The 15,065-nt window shown below is 67.6% G+C and carries 19 protein-coding genes and 2 tRNA genes; 6 read left to right on the top strand and 15 right to left on the bottom strand.

What is annotated here, in order from left to right:
* Positions 1-34: 34 nt before the first annotated feature.
* On the bottom strand, positions 35-724 hold the full coding sequence (locus B1A74_RS04045) for a TIGR04211 family SH3 domain-containing protein (protein ID WP_018946992.1): 690 nt from the start codon (positions 722-724) through the stop codon (positions 35-37).
* A gap of 402 nt (positions 725-1,126) precedes the next feature.
* A complete protein-coding gene (locus B1A74_RS04035; RefSeq protein ID WP_077243841.1) occupies positions 1,127-2,503 on the bottom strand; it encodes a hypothetical protein in 1,377 nt (458 codons plus the stop codon).
* 200 nt (positions 2,504-2,703) lie between these two features.
* Here B1A74_RS04035 and B1A74_RS04030 point away from each other — a divergent pair, with 200 nt between their 5' ends.
* Both B1A74_RS04030 and fabA read left to right on the top strand, forming a co-directional pair.
* On the top strand, positions 2,704-3,018 hold the full coding sequence (locus B1A74_RS04030) for a hypothetical protein (protein WP_018946990.1): 315 nt from the start codon (positions 2,704-2,706) through the stop codon (positions 3,016-3,018).
* Positions 3,019-3,112: 94 nt separating this feature from the next.
* Positions 3,113-3,625, top strand: coding sequence for a 3-hydroxyacyl-[acyl-carrier-protein] dehydratase FabA (fabA, locus tag B1A74_RS04025; RefSeq protein WP_024329045.1), 513 nt, complete (start codon positions 3,113-3,115; stop codon positions 3,623-3,625).
* A gap of 6 nt (positions 3,626-3,631) precedes the next feature.
* On the opposite strand, the gene B1A74_RS04020 is transcribed toward fabA, so the two are convergent.
* The 4 genes from B1A74_RS04020 to B1A74_RS04005 are packed head-to-tail and all read right to left on the bottom strand — an operon-like array spanning position 3,632 to position 6,986.
* Positions 3,632-4,492, bottom strand: a complete 861-nt coding sequence (locus B1A74_RS04020) for a class I SAM-dependent methyltransferase (protein WP_077243840.1) — start codon at positions 4,490-4,492, stop codon at positions 3,632-3,634.
* Positions 4,489-5,550, bottom strand: a complete 1,062-nt coding sequence (locus tag B1A74_RS04015) for a glycosyltransferase family 4 protein (RefSeq protein WP_077243839.1) — start codon at positions 5,548-5,550, stop codon at positions 4,489-4,491. The genes B1A74_RS04020 and B1A74_RS04015 overlap by 4 nt, the downstream gene beginning before the upstream one ends.
* Positions 5,547-5,945, bottom strand: a complete 399-nt coding sequence (locus B1A74_RS04010; protein ID WP_018870196.1) for a 6-pyruvoyl trahydropterin synthase family protein — start codon at positions 5,943-5,945, stop codon at positions 5,547-5,549. Before B1A74_RS04010 ends, B1A74_RS04015 begins: the two co-directional genes overlap by 4 nt.
* A gap of 36 nt (positions 5,946-5,981) precedes the next feature.
* Complete coding sequence (locus B1A74_RS04005; RefSeq protein ID WP_024329043.1) at positions 5,982-6,986, bottom strand: zinc-dependent alcohol dehydrogenase; 1,005 nt, start codon at positions 6,984-6,986, stop codon at positions 5,982-5,984.
* A 109-nt stretch (positions 6,987-7,095) separates the two neighbouring features.
* On the opposite strand from B1A74_RS04005, the gene B1A74_RS04000 reads away from it, so the two are divergent.
* Complete coding sequence (locus B1A74_RS04000; RefSeq protein WP_077243838.1) at positions 7,096-7,860, top strand: CDP-alcohol phosphatidyltransferase family protein; 765 nt, start codon at positions 7,096-7,098, stop codon at positions 7,858-7,860.
* Positions 7,857-8,468 (top strand): YceI family protein, encoded by a 612-nt coding sequence (locus tag B1A74_RS03995; protein ID WP_077243837.1) that lies wholly within the window; start codon positions 7,857-7,859, stop codon positions 8,466-8,468. Before B1A74_RS04000 ends, B1A74_RS03995 begins: the two co-directional genes overlap by 4 nt.
* Positions 8,469-8,528: 60 nt before the next feature.
* Here the strand turns inward: B1A74_RS03995 and B1A74_RS03990 are convergent, their stop codons facing one another.
* Entirely contained in the window at positions 8,529-8,759 is a 231-nt protein-coding gene (locus tag B1A74_RS03990; RefSeq protein WP_077243836.1) for a putative motility protein, read from the bottom strand.
* A 74-nt stretch (positions 8,760-8,833) separates the two neighbouring features.
* Positions 8,834-9,454 (bottom strand): class I SAM-dependent methyltransferase, encoded by a 621-nt coding sequence (locus B1A74_RS03985; protein WP_077243835.1) that lies wholly within the window; start codon positions 9,452-9,454, stop codon positions 8,834-8,836.
* A gap of 408 nt (positions 9,455-9,862) precedes the next feature.
* Here B1A74_RS03985 and B1A74_RS03980 point away from each other — a divergent pair, with 408 nt between their 5' ends.
* Positions 9,863-10,312, top strand: coding sequence for a bacteriohemerythrin (locus tag B1A74_RS03980; protein WP_077243834.1), 450 nt, complete (start codon positions 9,863-9,865; stop codon positions 10,310-10,312).
* A 66-nt stretch (positions 10,313-10,378) separates the two neighbouring features.
* Here B1A74_RS03980 and B1A74_RS03975 read toward each other — a convergent pair.
* The 4 genes from B1A74_RS03975 to gltX all read right to left on the bottom strand — a co-directional run bounded on the left by B1A74_RS03975 (position 10,379) and on the right by gltX (position 12,256).
* Positions 10,379-10,454: transfer RNA gene (locus B1A74_RS03975), tRNA-Glu, on the bottom strand.
* A 24-nt stretch (positions 10,455-10,478) separates the two neighbouring features.
* Entirely contained in the window at positions 10,479-10,706 is a 228-nt protein-coding gene (locus B1A74_RS03970) for a hypothetical protein (protein ID WP_024329038.1), read from the bottom strand.
* Positions 10,707-10,730: 24 nt separating this feature from the next.
* Positions 10,731-10,806: transfer RNA gene (locus B1A74_RS03965), tRNA-Ala, on the bottom strand.
* A 43-nt stretch (positions 10,807-10,849) separates the two neighbouring features.
* Positions 10,850-12,256 carry a glutamate--tRNA ligase gene (gltX, locus tag B1A74_RS03960; protein ID WP_077243833.1) on the bottom strand — a complete coding sequence of 469 codons (1,407 nt, stop codon included), beginning with the start codon at positions 12,254-12,256 and terminating at the stop codon, positions 10,850-10,852.
* Between the two features lie 131 nt (positions 12,257-12,387).
* Here gltX and B1A74_RS03955 point away from each other — a divergent pair, with 131 nt between their 5' ends.
* A complete protein-coding gene (locus B1A74_RS03955; RefSeq protein ID WP_018946980.1) occupies positions 12,388-12,837 on the top strand; it encodes a DUF4399 domain-containing protein in 450 nt (149 codons plus the stop codon).
* A gap of 113 nt (positions 12,838-12,950) precedes the next feature.
* Here the strand turns inward: B1A74_RS03955 and B1A74_RS03950 are convergent, their stop codons facing one another.
* From B1A74_RS03950 to B1A74_RS03940, 3 genes are all read right to left on the bottom strand, one after another.
* On the bottom strand, positions 12,951-13,952 hold the full coding sequence (locus B1A74_RS03950; protein ID WP_077243832.1) for a cytochrome-c peroxidase: 1,002 nt from the start codon (positions 13,950-13,952) through the stop codon (positions 12,951-12,953).
* A 147-nt stretch (positions 13,953-14,099) separates the two neighbouring features.
* Entirely contained in the window at positions 14,100-14,864 is a 765-nt protein-coding gene (gene cobM, locus B1A74_RS03945) for a precorrin-4 C(11)-methyltransferase (RefSeq protein WP_018946976.1), read from the bottom strand.
* The coding region (locus tag B1A74_RS03940) for a cobalamin biosynthesis protein (protein ID WP_208855978.1) at positions 14,864-15,065 on the bottom strand (202 nt) is incomplete at its 5' end. The genes cobM and B1A74_RS03940, both read right to left, overlap by 1 nt.

Below are 15,065 nucleotides of genomic sequence, written 5' to 3'. Positions count from 1 at the left end.
GACAGCGCAACAGACCCCACCCCCGGCCGGAGGGTCAGTTCAGCCAGTCGCTGCGCCGGCGGCGGGTCGGCAGCCGTGTGAGGATGATCCCCAGGATCGCGCTGCCCACGGCCACGGCGGCCCCGGTCATGAACCAGCGCCGGTCGCTGTCGGCGCGCATCACTTCGACCTGACGCCGGTAGTCCTCGGCGGCTTCGCGGGTCTCCAGGAGCTCCTCTTCCAGGCGCTCGTTGCGCCGCTGGATTTCCTGCGGCCGTTCGGCAATGTCGCGCAGCTCCTCGAGCTCTTCCTGCATGCCGGCCATGCGTTCGGACTGCTCTTCGACTTCGCGCTGCAGTGCATTGCGCTCGTCCAGCAGTTCGGCGATGCGGCCTTCCTGGTCGTCGGCGCCGGAACGGATCTCGGCCAGTTCCTCTTCCACCTCGGCGAGGCGTTCGCGCGCATGCGGCTCGTCCTGCAGGTAGCGGGTCAGGATCCATGCCTCGTTGCCACTGGGCAGACGGATACGGCTGTAGCCGCCATCGTCCTCCAGCACCTGCACCTGGTCACCGGCATCCACCGAACTGACGATCCGCCCGCCCTGCGGACTGCTGTAAACGGCCGTCTCCAGACTGTCCGAGACGTATCGCGTCTGCGCCGCAGCCGGCGCAGTGCCTGCGACCATCAGGGCCCCCGCCAGCGACAGCACCACCAGCCCGTTTCGGATCTGCAACCTGCGCACCATGCCTTGCCTCGTCATTGGCCGCGCCCGAGCGGGGCGCGGCGATGTTTCGGAAGAGGGATCATTCTAGGGAAACACTGACCAATGTACACGCTCGCGTTGGCACCCCGGGTTTTCCGAGACAAGGCGCGTCGTGCAGCGGGTAGTGGTTCTACCCGCAAGCGGCGCAACGCAGGATCGGGGAACCCGGGGTGCCAACCCCCACAAGCCATTGAACACAGGGGCTCGGCCGCTTTTGCGCGCGCACGGCGTTGCGGTTCCCTTGTGCAGAGTAACTGCACGGCAGTCACCGCGCCTTGTTCGCACGCAAAAGCGACTCGAGCGCGAGCGTGTACATTGATCAGTGTTTCCCTAGGCAGCCGTCGGCGAATGTGCACGCATCCCTCCGGCTTCCGGTGACACGGTTCACGCCCCGTTGCGGCGTGCGGCCAGCCAGCGCCGGATGGCGGCCGGCACGAAGATGATCAGCTCGAAGGTCGCCGGCAGCAGACGCCGCAGTTGACAGGCCCCTACCGCCGCCAGGTACAGGATGCCCGCGAGCACGCCGAGCCCGGCACTCAGCACACCCCCGGCGAGGATGCGGGTCGCCTGCAGAAAGCCCACCACCCACACCGGCACCAGCGCCAGCAGCAGCGGAATCAGCAGCCCCAGCGCCGCCCCCACCAGCTGTTCGGCATGACGGATGCCGGGCGGGAGGCCGCGCTCCTCGCCTTCCAGCAGCAGGGACACCAGTTCGTGCTGGTACACCAGCCAGTCGAGATGAAAACCGGTGAGTGCTGACACGCCGGCCACCAGGATCAGTACCGCGATGGACAGCGCAGCCAACGCCCGGGGCGCCCATCCTCCGCCCTCCATCAGGGCCTGCGGCAGGACGCGAGTCACGCCCCGGGTCTCGGCCAGGATCCACCCCGCCAGCACCGCGATGCCCAGCAGCAAATACAGCATCCATTCGGATCCCGGTGCCAGGAGCATCCCGGTATCCGAAGGCTCGGGGAACATGCCGGCCAGCGCCGGGCCGAACACATGCTGGTGGATCACCACAGCCAGCACGGCCAGGGCCAGCCCGGCCGCCCCCATCAACCACTGGGTCGCCGCCTGGGCATGGGCCGGGAGGGCGCGCCGGACCGGACGGTCGACCTCCTCGCAGCGGTTCAGTGCCCGGTCCAGACGCTCGCCCTGGCGTTCGAGCCGTGCCAGGCGTTCCTGCACCCGCTCCAGACTGCCGACCATCTCGCGCAACGGGCTGTCGGCGCGCCGCCGGGCCGACAGCAGCGCGCTGGCCGAACGACGCTGCTCCTCCAGTCCGGAGCGGGCGATACGCAGTATGGTGTCCTCCATGTCCTGCGCCAGGCGCCGGCTTTCCGGCGTATCACTGGCAGGACCGCGCGCCAGGGCCTCCAGCCGTTCGACCCATTCGGGCTCCTGGATCAGCCGCTGCTCGTCGCGCTGATAGGCCTCGTCCAGCACGCGCAGCGTGTCGCGCGCCTGCTGCCGCAATGCCGGCAACTGGGCGAGGTCATGCCCGACCATCTCGGCATAACGACGCTCCAGCGCCTCTACCGCGGAATGGATGCGTTCGGCCTCCAGGCGCTCCAGATGCCCCCCATGCCAGTCGCGCACCGCATCCCGCAGATGCAGGACCTGGCGTCGCAGGGCGCACACACCCCGTGCGACCGCACCCGCCAGCGCCACGAGAAAACGCCGTAGCGGTTGTCGCGCAAGATCCAGCACGCCGATGGCGATCACGATCGCCAGGATCCACAGCAGGACGGTAACCGCCACTCTTCCCCCTTTCGGTCCGCACCCGAAGCGACCGGAAGGCCGGCGTCCCCGGGAACGGTTTCGCGGTCTGTATGATGATCACGATTATGCACGACCCGTACCCGGCTCGCCGCCCGCACCACCGACGCAGGGCGATCGTCCCGGCCTCAAGTTCCGCGGGGCCGCGCCGATACCCCGAGTAAATCTTCGGAGGATCCGCGATGCTTGATCTCGATCTCCTGTCCGGCCCGTCGGTGACCACCCGCGAGGAACCGGAATGGCTGGACACCGGCTTCACCGCGGGCTGGATTCCGGCCTTTCGTCACCGGGGCAACGGCCAGGTCCATGCCAGCCATCTGGAGGACGGGCGCCTGGCCAGCGCCCACATCCTGGACACCCTGCCCGCCGAGTGGGTGGCCGAACGCGACGCCCGGGGGCGCCCCGGCGCCCTGGTCCCGGAAGTCCAGGCCGGCTATCTGCGCGGGGACCGTTTCTTTACCCTTGCGGAGTTGCTGCGCTACCCGGCCGACGCCTGAACCGGCCTTTTCCCGCCGCCGTGCAACGCGGCGGGAATTGCTTTTGCCCGCCGGTTTCGGTCCAATACCGGGCTTTTCCCCCGAGCATCTTTCAATGCAGAAGAATCAGTACGATCGCGACGAACTCCTGGCCTGCGGCTACGGCAACATGTTCGGCCCGGGCAATGCTCAGCTGCCGGTGCCCAACATGCTGATGATGGACCGGGTCACGGAGATCAACAGCGACGGCGGGCAGTTCGGCAAGGGCGAGATGGTGGCCGAGCTGGACATCCACCCCGATCAGTGGTTCTTCGCCTGCCACTTCCCGGGCGATCCGGTGATGCCCGGCTGCCTCGGGCTGGACGCGATGTGGCAGCTGGTGGGGTTCTATCTGGCATGGCTGGGCAACCCGGGGCGCGGACGCGCGCTGGGCGTGGGCGAGGTGAAGTTCACCGGCCAGGTCCTGCCGACCGCAGAAAAGGTCACCTACCACGTGGAGATGAAGCGGGTGATCTCGCGCAAGCTGGTGCTGGGAATCGGCGACGGCACGGTGCAGGTGGACGGCCGCACGATCTACGAGGCCAGTGACCTGCGCGTCGGCCTGTTCACCTCCACCGAGAATTTCTGAGCGGCGTCACCCGGCAGCCACCCCCGAGCCCGAGCCCCGGCCCGGGGCCGGGGGCAACCCCAGAACGTCCCGATGCCCGACGCGCAGGCGGCAGCCGTCGCCGATCACTGCAGCCCGGCGCCGCCCGGCCCAGGCCCGAAAGTCCCCGGCCCGTGTCGGCTCCATGGCAGCCGCCGCTTCGGCCCAGCCGTCGATCAGGGCCCGCACCAGCGCCGGCCTGGCCGCATCCAGCTCCCACGGTGAGGCGGCCGCCTCCACGCGATAACCATGACGCTCCAGCGCTCGCTCCAGGTGCATCGCCGCCCCCGGCCCCAGCGCCGGCCCGAAACCCTTGTCGGTGCCCTGGTGGCGATTGACCGCCGCCAGCAGGGCCGCATCCTCCGGGTCCGGCTGCGACCATTCGATCCGGCCGTCGTAGCTCAGCGCGAACAGGACCGCGGCCCCGCGCGCGGCACAGGCAGCGACCAGTGCATCCAGCCACCGGGCCGAGACCAGATCCAGCAGCGCCGCGCCGGTCACCAGCAGCGGGGCGGGCGCCGCACCCGGCAAGGCCGGAGGCGCGGCAGCGAAGTCCTCCACCCGCAGGTGTTCCACGCGTTCGCCGCCGGCGTCGCGGCGGGCCGCGTCCAGCAGGGAGGCATCATGATCCACCAGGGTCCAGAGCTGCGGGTCCGGCAGCCGCGGAGCGAGCCAGCGCAGGTTCGAACCGCTGCCGGCGCCCAGATCCAGCACCCGCAGCGGTGCCTCGTTCGCTCCCCGAACCCGCACCACCCACTCCGCAAGTGCGTCGGCCAGGGACGCCGGGCGCGCCGCATGATCCACGGGCTCGCGCAGGCCCAGCCACTCGCGATCGAAGTGCTCGCTCACTGCGTCAGCTCGCGCAGCGCCCGATCCATCGCGACGACCGCCTGGGGCCAGTCGGGCATCTGCCGCGCGGCCCGCCGGCCGGCGGCCCCGGCGGCAAGCCAGGCCTGCGGGCGCTCCAGATAATCCGTCAGCGCGGCGCGCAACGCCGGGACGTCGCCCGGCGGCAGGCGGGCACCCGCGGCGGCCGGCACGGTGTACGGGATCGCACCACCGGTGGTGGCGATCACCGGCAGGCCGCGCGCCATGGCCTCGGTATACACCATGCCGAACCCCTCGTACTCGCTGGGCAGGACGAACAGCGACGCGCCATCGAACCAGGCATCGAGATCGGCCTCGTCGCAGGTTCCGGTGACGGTGACCCGGTCGCGCAGATCGCTGTCCTCGATCCGTTCACGCAGGCGACGCACGAATACCGGGTCACGATCTGCCGGCCCGGCCAGCACCAGATGCCAGGCGCGATCCGTCAGTCCGGCCAGCGCAGCGATCAGGTGGTGCTGCCCCTTGCGCGGGATCAGGGCCCCCACCGCCAGCAGGCAGGGCGGCTCCCCGGGACCGGGCCCCGATGCCGCCGCCTGACGTTCCACACCGGGCGGGACCACCCGCAGGCGCGGACGCTCGATTCCCCATCCGGCCAGCACGTCGGCGGTATACGCGCTGGTGGTGACGATCCCGCGGCTGCTTCGCAACCCGGCCCGCTCCAGCGCGAGGAGCTCGCGGCTGCGCGCGGGTTCCAGGCCGGTCTCCAGCCCGAGCGGGTGATGCACCAGCGCGAGCAGACGCAGCCGCTGCGCGTGGCGCTCGAGCACCTCGGGGAAGGCGCCGCCCGCGAGGCCGTCGACCAGCACCCGCTGGCCGTCGGGGGCCGCCGCCAGGGCCGCATCCAGCGCCGCCGCAGCGTCCGCGGAAGGTCCGGGGAAGTCGCCCTGAAGCTCGTCGACTGCCGTCTTCCAGCCGCGCTCGCGCAGGCCCGCCAGCATGCGCGCATCGAATCGGTAGCCACCGGTGGGCTGATCCAGCGCCCCGGGAACCAGCAGGCGCAGATCGGCGGCCTCGCTCAAGGAGCCGCCTCGTAGGCGGCCCAGGCCACGTGGGATTCGTGCAGGGTCACGCAGACCGCGTCCAGGCCCCGTGCGGAAGCGCCCAGACGCTCCTCGTGGATGGCGGTGGCGATGCGCCCGTGAATCGCCCGGGCGAGGAATTCGGTCGTGGTGTTCTGCCCCTCGAACTCGGGTCGATCGTCCAGGTTCTGGTAGTTCAGTTCGGCGAGGATGCTGCGCAGCACCTCGCCGGCCCGGCCGATGTCGACCACCAGACCATCGTCATCCAGCTCGGCCCGGCGGAAGGTCACGTCCACCACGTAGGTCGCACCGTGCAGGTTCTGCGCGGGACCGAACACCTCGCCGGCGAAGCTGTGGGCAATCATGAAGTGATCGCGGACATTCAGGCTGTACATGCGGGCGTCTCCCCTTGGTAATTCGGTCGGGCTCGTTCAGACCCACACTGGGTCGGGATCGGGATAACGGATGCGATGGCACAGTGTCGTGGCGGCCTCGGGCCCGGCTACCCGCGGCATCACCCGCGGCAGGTCCTCGAAACGATCCTCGCCGCTGATCAGGACCTCCAGCGCCGGATCGGCGAGCAGCTCCAGCGCCAGCGCCAGACGCCGGTGATAATCCCAGCGCGCGGCGCGTGCCGGCGGGATACGGCCCACCTGGCTGCTGCGCAGCTCCAGACGCCGCGAATGAAACCCGGCTCCCAGCGGCAGACTCACCGGCGCATCGCCATACCAGCTGGCCTCCACCACCCGGGCCTCGGTGCCCGCCAGCTCCAGCGCCTGCACCAGCCCGTCGCCCTGACCGCTGCAATGGATCACCGCATCGCGCGACGCGGCCGGCAGGGTCTCGCGGGCCGCCGCCGGTGTGTGCAGGGTCAGCCCCAGCGCCCGCGCCGGTTCCGCCCGCGCGGGCTCGGGGTCAATCAGATCCACCCGGGCGCCCGGGATCGCACGGATCAGCCAGGCGCACAGGAACCCGACCACGCCCGCACCGATCACCGCCACCCGGTCGCCGGGACCCACCCCGGCGTCCCACACGATGTTCACGGCCGTTTCCATGTTCGCCGCCAGTACCGCGCGCGCGTCCGGGACGGCGTCCGGGATCGGCACCAGCATGGAATCCGGTGCGTTGTAACGGTCCTGGTGCGGGTGCAGGCAGAAGACCCGTTCGCCGGCACGCCCGCCGGACTCGACCACGCCTGCGCTGATGTAGCCGTATTTCACCGGTGCCGGGAAGTCCCCTTCCTGCAGCGGTGCCCGCATCGCGGCGTACTGATCCGGCGGCACCCGGCCCCGGAACACCAGCGACTCGGTACCGCGCGAGATCGCGCCATAACGCGCTCGCACCCGGCATTCCCCGGGGGACGGAGGCGGCAGTTCCATGTCGCGGATCTCGCCCTCGCCGGGCGCTGTAATCCAGAAGGCTCGTGCGCGGTTCATGCGGGCTTTCGCGACCAGAGGGACACTGCGCCATGCTCCCGAAGATGTGGAATCCGCAGTGTGCCGAGTCTCCACCACCCGCCGCAATCCCACCGAGGAAAGGTCGCCGATGTCCGTCTCCGCCGCCCTGCGAAAGCCGCTCCGGTCCGCCGACCTGGCGCTCGCCGGACTGCTTGCCATCGGCGTCGCAACCCTGACACCGATCGGTCCCGCGCTGCTGCTGGCGACCGCTTTCCTGTGGGGGCTGCTGTGGGCCCTGCTGGTCCGGGGGGCCGCGCATGCGGACGGTCTGTCCGGGATCCCGGGCCCCGGCAACCGCGTGACCCTGGTGCGCGCAGCCCTGGCCGCCCCGGTTGGCGGGGTCGCACTGCTGGCCCTGATACCAACGGTCGACCTGCCCGTTTACTGGCTGCCGGCCTGGGTCGTGACCCTCGCCCTGCTGGTGCTGTTGCTGGACGGAGTGGACGGAGCGGTGGCACGACGCAGCGGCACCGCGTCGGCCTTCGGCGCGCGTTTCGACATGGAGCTGGACGCGGCACTCATCCTCGCGCTGTCCGTGCTCGCGTGGCAGCCCGGACCCGCGGGCGTCTGGGTGCTGGCGATCGGGGCCATGCGCTATCTGTTCGTGCTGGCCGGGCGCGCACTGCCCTGGCTGCGCGCGGAGCTGCCACCCAGTCGGCGGCGCCAGACGGTATGCGTGCTGCAAACCCCGGCCCTGCTGGTCGCCCTCGCCCCGGCGGTTTCGACGTCAGTTGCCATCGCCACCGCGGGCTTCGCCCTCGCCGCGCTGACGGTTTCATTTGCCGTGGATATCGTCTATCTGTATCGGAAGAAGTCCGGTTCACGCCCACAGGCCCCGGAGGAGACACCATGAGCCATCGATTCCCCACCCTGGCCGCCACGGCCCTGTTGACCCTGGCGTGGATGTTGCCCGGCGCCAGCCTGGCGATGGACGAATGGGAGATCGACACCGAGCACTTCGCGGTCGGGTTTCTGGTGGATCATGCCGGATACGCCCGGGTGCTCGGCATGTTCCTCGAGGCCGAGGGGGCCTTCATGTTCGATCCGGACACGGGCGAGCTGGGAGAAGGGTACTTCGTGGTACAGACCGACAGCGTGTTCTCCAACCACGAGGAACGCGACGATCATCTGCGCAGCGATGACTTCCTCGACGTGGAAAACCATCCGGAGATGCGCTTCATCGCCACGGACTACGAACCCACCGGGGAGGACAGCGGGCAGCTGACCGGTGATCTGGAACTGCTGGGCGAAACCCGGCCGATCACCCTGGACGTAACCATCAACAAGGTCGGACGCTACCCGTTTCCGCTGGGCGGCATCTTCTCCCGCCCCTACGTGCTGGGCGCCTCGATGCGGGGCGAATTCCAGCGCAGCGACTTCGGCATGGACTACGGTCTGATCCGGGACATCGTGGGGGACACGGTGGAACTGATCATCGAATTCGAAGCGCAGCGGCAGTAGCTGCCCGCAGCAACCGCCCGGGAAAATTCGGAGACCCGAGCCGAGTCTCCGAGACTGCCTTCAGGCCGTGGTGTTGACCAGCGTACCGACGTTGTCGGGCAACGCCTCTGCCGCGCCGGCCGTCGCCTGCACACCGGCATTCCCCAAAGTTTCGGGCATGCCTTCGATCAACTGCGTCACCGCAGCCTCTTCGGCCTCCATGGCACGATTCATCACCGCGATATCCTTCTGCTGCATCAGGTTTGCCTGCTGCAGCTGCACGGATTGAGAAACCGCTGCATTGACATCCATGGGCACCTCCTTCGCATTGGCGGGCACTTCCGAATACACAAACCGCCCGCACCGGCGCTAACGGCAGGTCCCGGTCATCCTTGAGCCTCGTCTCCGGCCATCTTTGCCTCTGCCACCGGGCGCGCCGTGAACCGCCGCATCACGCCCCGCGCGACCCGATCCTGCGGATCGATGGCAAACCCTGCCGCCTCCACGCTCGCCTCGGTATCCCGGTTGGGATGACAGCCCCCCGCCACGCAGGTCCAGGCCGGCTGCACCCGGTCCTGCATGCGGGCGAGCATCGGCCGTGTATGCCGCACGTGCTCCAGCATCCGCAGTTCCCCGTCTGCCCGCAGGACCCGGCGCACCTCGCCCAGAGCAGCCGGCGGATCCTGCACCGAACAGAACACCAGCCCGGATACCACCGCATCGAACTGCCCCTCGACGAACGGCAGGGCCTCGGCGCGGGCCACCACCAGCGGCACCCCGGGGGCGCGGCGTCGCGCACTCCGCAACGCGAGGAAGTCCGGCTCCACGCCGATGACTTCCGCCCCCTGCGGATACAGCGGCAGATTGCGCCCGGTTCCGCAACCGACCTCCAGGATCCGTCCCCGGGCCCCGGATACCAGGCGCATCCGCCAGCGACGCAGGCCCAGCGCATCGGCCAGCACCATGAAGCCATCGTAAAGCCAGGGGATCTGTTCCAGTCCGCGCATGTCCGTCGTTCCGTATTGATTCACCGCCAGAGAAACCGTGAACTGTATCGCATGTCGCACCCGCAACCGGAACCTCTCTCCGGTTATCCCGTCACAGCTAACGAGTGGTGACGAAAAACTCTCCACGGGTGTTTCCGTAACCCCGGTCACGATGTGGCCACTGCATGGTGTTGACCCGGTCCCCGACCGGTACACCGAGACAACCGACTCCCTCCGTCACACGGTTGTTTCAGTACTTTGAGCCCGGCTTCCGGCCGGGCTTCTTTTTTTCGCCCTTCCCATCCGCCGCCCCTTCAATTGACACGGATCAACAAAGAAGCGGTCCGGATCCCGTCTGCGATGCGCAACCCGGCTCATTCTGTTACACGGTAGAGGGTTATCTCTCCACTATCGGAAAGGGTGTTCCCCATGACCAGCCTCAACTGGAGCTCCAATCTGGAACTCGGCCTGGATGTGATCGACGAACAGCACAAGCGGATCTTCGAATACCTGCAGCAGACCGAACATGCGATCGCCACCGAGAACGAACAGGAAGTGCGCGAGGTGGTGGACGGACTGCTCGACTACACCTCGTCCCACCTGGTGTTCGAAGAGGGCCTGATGGAGAAGGCCGGTTACCCGGCCCTGGATGCCCACCGCAAGGTGCACGAGGCCTTTGCCGCACGCATCGAGAAGCTGCGCGGAGAACTGGAACAGGGGCACGACACGTTCGGCGTGGCGCGCAAGATCCGCTCCGATCTGGGCCTGTGGTTGATGAACCACATCAAACGCGATGACCTCGACTATGTCCCCTATGTCCGACCGATCCTGGAAGGGGGCTGGCTGTCGCGCTGGAAGAAAAAGATCTTCGGCGGCTGATTCCGATTCCGGACCAGAACGAAAAAGGCCCGGATCCAGCGGTACTGGATCCGGGCCTCCGGAATATGGCGTCCCCACGGGGATTCGAACCCCGGTCGCTGCCGTGAAAGGGCAGTGTCCTAGGCCTCTAGACGATGGGGACGCAGAGGCAACGTCATGTTGCAAACTAGTCAGGAGGTCCTTGCGGCCTTTCACTTCCGCGGCTGCCTTTCGGACGATGCAGGATGGTTGTCACCACACCGTTGAAAACCAGCAGGAACCCCAGCGGGACCATTGCGACCAGTGGCTTGGACCATGTCTGCTCACCGGCAAACATCAACCCGAAACCGCCGAACAATCCCACAATCGACAAAACCAGCCCAACGTAGATGGAGATCATTCCAAAACGATGCATCGCTGATCCTGCCATTCGCCGTAATGGTGGAGCCAGGCGGGATCGAACCGCCGACCTCCTGCATGCCATGCAGGCGCTCTCCCAGCTGAGCTATGGCCCCGTAACCGGCGAGGTGCGTAATGTAGCCACACCCCTTTTTTCTGTCAACCCGCTTGCGCGGAAATCTTCGCGATGGCCCGCTCGATCCGTTCCAGCGAGCGCTCGCGCCCGATCAGTACGAGCGTGTCGTCGATCGGAGGCGATACAGTACCGCCCGTCAGCGCCACACGCAATGGCTGAGCAACCTTCCCGAGCTTGAGGTCGAGGCGTTCGGCCGTATGCTGCACCACCTCGTGCAGTGCCTCCTTGTCCCAGGCGCCCAGGGCACTGAAGCCGTCGTGCAGGGTTTGCAGTACCTCGCGGGCCTCCGGCGTCAACTGCTTGCGCTCGGCCTTCGGATCGTATTCGTCGAAGTCGCGATAGAAATACACGCTGTTCTCGGCCATCTCGCGCAGCGTACGCGCCCGCTCCCGCTGCGCCAGCACCACCTGCCGCAGTTCCGGCCCCTCGGCGGGGTCCACGCCCAGCTGGCCCAGGTGCCAGCCCAGCTCCAGCGCCACATGGTCGGGGTCAAGGCTCTTGATGTAGTGCTGATTCAGCCACAGCAGCTTGTCGGGGTTGATGGCCGAGGCCGACTGATTGACGTCCTCGATATCGAACAGCCGCACCAGCTCGTCCAGCGAAAAGATCTCCTGGTCCCCGTGGGCCCAGCCCAGACGCACCAGATAGTTCAGCAGCGCCTCGGGCAGGTAGCCCTCCTCGCGGAACTGCATCACCGACACCGCCCCGTGGCGCTTGGACAGCTTGGCGCCGTCCGGGCCCATGATCATCGGCAGGTGGCCGTAGCGCGGCGGCTCCACACCCAGGGCCTTGAGGATATTGATCTGACGCGGGGTATTGTTCAGGTGGTCATCGCCACGCACCACATGGCTGATGCCCATGTCCATGTCGTCCACCACCACCGTGAGGTTGTAAGTCGGCGAACCATCGGAGCGGGCAATGATCAGGTCATCCAGTTCGCTGTTCTGGAACGCTACCTTGCCGCGCACCATGTCATCAACGACGGTCGCGCCCTCGTCCGGGGTGCGGAAACGGATCACCGGATCCACGCCCTCGCGCGGTTCGGTACGCGCACGGCAGCGGCCATCGTAGCGAGGCTTTTCCTTGCGTGCCTTCTGTTCCTCGCGCATCGCATCCAGCTCTTCCTTCGTGCAGTAGCAGCGATAGGCGTGCCCGGAGGCCAGGAGCTGGTCGATCACCTCGCGGTACCGGTCGAAATGCTCGGTCTGGTAGAACGGGCCGTGGTCATAGGTCAGCCCCAGCCAGTTCATGCCCTCGAGGATCGCGTTCACCGATTCCGCGCTGCTGCGTTCGAGATCGGTGTCCTCGATGCGCAGCACGAATTCGCCACCGTGGTGACGGGCGTACAGCCAGGAGAACAGCGCGGTGCGGGCACCGCCGATGTGCAGATAACCGGTCGGGCTGGGGGCAAAACGGGTACGAAAGGCCATGCGCGAACACTCGCTTCCGGTAGTCAAAAGGGCCGCCTAGGGTAGCAGAACGACCCGACCCCATACGCCTTTCATGGACTACACTCGAATGGAACCCCCAGCAGACCCGAATGCGGATCCAAGGAACTGCCATGAGAAGCTTCCCGTTTCCCCGAGTATCCAGCCTGGCCCTCCTGGCCGGCGGACTGGCCCTGGCCTCCGGGGCCCTTGCCGACCTCGAACGTATCGCCGCCCCGGAGGATGCCGAGGTCTATTTCATCAGCCCGCAGGACGGTGACACCGTGGAAGGCCCGGTACACGTCCAGATGGGCCTGCGTGGCATGGGCATCGCTCCGGCTGGTGTGGAGGCCGACGACACCGGTCATCATCACCTGCTCGTGAACAAACCACTGGACGAGGTTGATCTCGACGCCTCCCTGCCATTCACCGATCACAAGCACCACTTCGGAGGTGGCCAGACCGAAGGGGAAATCGAGCTGGAGCCCGGGACTCACACCCTGCAGCTCCTGTTCATGGACTACCGCCATATCAGCTTCGATCCCCCACTGGTCTCCGAAGAGATCACCATCACCGTCGAATAACCGTTACGGCCACACGGGCTCCATAACGCACAAAAAAGCCCCCTCCACGCATGGAGGGGGCTTCGATGCAGGGATTCGCATCAACGCTCAGGCGCTGCGCGACCCCCCGTGCATCACGGCAGGGCCGGGATGGTGATATCAGGCATCTCGCCGGTCAGGGCATGCATGAACGCCTCGATGTCTTCCAGCTCGTCTTCCGTGAAGTCGGTGTCCAGCATCTCCTGCCCCATGATCTCAATGGCTTCCTTGAGCGTTTCCGTCTCGCCATTGTTCATGTAGGGGTAGGTCAGGGCCACGTTGCGCAACGTCGGGGTCTTGAAGGCGTACTTGTCGCGTTCCTCCCCGGTCACCAGATAGCGCCCCTTGTCCTCGGAACCGGGCACCTGGATCTGGTGGAAGTTCGAGTCCGTCAGCGCCGGGCCGCGATGACAGGCCACGCAGCCGTTGTCCGCGAACAGGGCCATGCCGCGCTTCTGCTGCTCGGTCATCGCATCCTCGTCACCCACCAGCCAGCGGTCCAGATCGGAGTTCGGCGTATTCAGGGTGCGCTGGAACGAGGCCAGGGCCTTGGCCACGTGATCGGTGTTCACGACGTTGTCGCCGTCATAATCCGGGTACGCCGCGTCGAACATATCGATGTATTCGGGGAACTCCTCCAGACGCGCGATCGCCTCTTCCAGCGGCATCGCCATTTCCACGGCGTCCTGGATCGGACCCAGGGCCTGGCCTTCCAGGTCATCTTCGCGGCCGTCCCAGAACTGGGCCTCGAAGAAGCCGGAGTTCAGCACCGTCGGACTGTTGCGCTCGCCGACCTGGCCGTCGTGGCCGACTGCGCGCGGGATGCGGTCGCCCCAGCCCAGCGCCGGGTTGTGGCAGGTGGCGCAGGAGATCACGCCCGAGCTGGAGATCCGCGGCTCGAAGAACAGGAACTTGCCCAGCTCCACTTTCTCGTCGGTCAGGGAATTGTCGGCCGGGATCGGCGGCAGGGCCGGCAGCGGCTCGAACATGTCGCGGTACTGGTCGTAGTCACCGGCGAACGTCGGGGCGGAAAGGCCCAGGGCCACGGCCGTACAGGCCGAGACGAGCAGGCCCCGGAAAATGCGCTTCTTCTGCATGGTTCGCTCCTTCTTATTGGGCTGGATGCGGCCCGGCGGAAAACCGTCACCACATGGACTCAGTCTAAAAGACCTGCCGCTTCTTAAGGGCGTATTTTTGAACCAATGCTGGACAAGATTGATACAGATCAATCCTGCATCCAGCGTTCAGTCCCCGTCCATGCCGCGGTAACGGCGCACGTGCGCCGGGTCGTACAGCGCACTGTCGCGGAAATCGCCCGGGTCCAGCGCCGGGCCCACCAGGATCAGCGCCGAGCGCCGCGTGGTCAGGGCCTGCGCCCGTTCCGCGATATTCCCAAGCGAACCGCGCACCACGGTCTCGTCCGGCCAGCTGGCACGGAAGACGATGGCCACCGGGCAGTCGCAGCCGTAGTGCGGCCGCAGGTCCTCGACCACGGTCTCGATATTGTGCAGCGACAGGTGGATCGCCAGGGTCGCCCCGGTGGCGGCAAAGCTCGCCAGCCGTTCGCGCTCCGGCATGGAGGACGCCCGTCCCGGCGTGCGCGTCAGCACCACCGACTGCGCCACCTCCGGCACCGTCAGTTCCCGCCCCAGGGTCGCGGCGGCGGCAGAGAACGCCGGCACGCCGGGCGTGATGCTGTAATCGATCCCGGCCGCCTCCAGCCGGCGGATCTGCTCGCCCAGCGCGCTGTAGACCGAAAGATCGCCGGAGTGCAGGCGCGCCACGTCCTGGCCCGCCGCGTGGGCGCGTTCGATCTCCTCCATGATCGCGTCCAGCGTCAGCGGCGCGGTGTTGACCACGCGCGCCCCCTCCGGGGCATGCTCCAGCACCGCCTCCGGCACCAGCGAACCGGCATACAGGCACACCGGGCAGGCCGCGATACGATCGCGCCCGCGCAAGGTCAGCAGATCGGCCGCACCCGGCCCCGCTCCGACAAAATGAACCGTCATCATCCCTCCTCGAAAAGCTTGTCCGTCCCGTTCACCGTGCGCACCGCGACCGCGCAGCTCGCCCGCGCGGAGAGCCGCCGCGGCAGCAGCAGGCGCGCCCCGTCGCCGGCCACCGCCAGCGCCGCCGCCTCCGCCACCGAACCGACCCCGGCGGCGGCACGCGAACGCGCCGACTCCGTGGACAGGGCAGCCTCGCGCGCG

The organism is Thioalkalivibrio halophilus, from assembly GCF_001995255.1.
GTDB lineage: Bacteria > Pseudomonadota > Gammaproteobacteria > Ectothiorhodospirales > Ectothiorhodospiraceae > Thioalkalivibrio > Thioalkalivibrio halophilus.
Note: the sequence above shows the minus strand (reverse complement) of the source record. Positions and strands in the feature narration are given on the sequence as shown.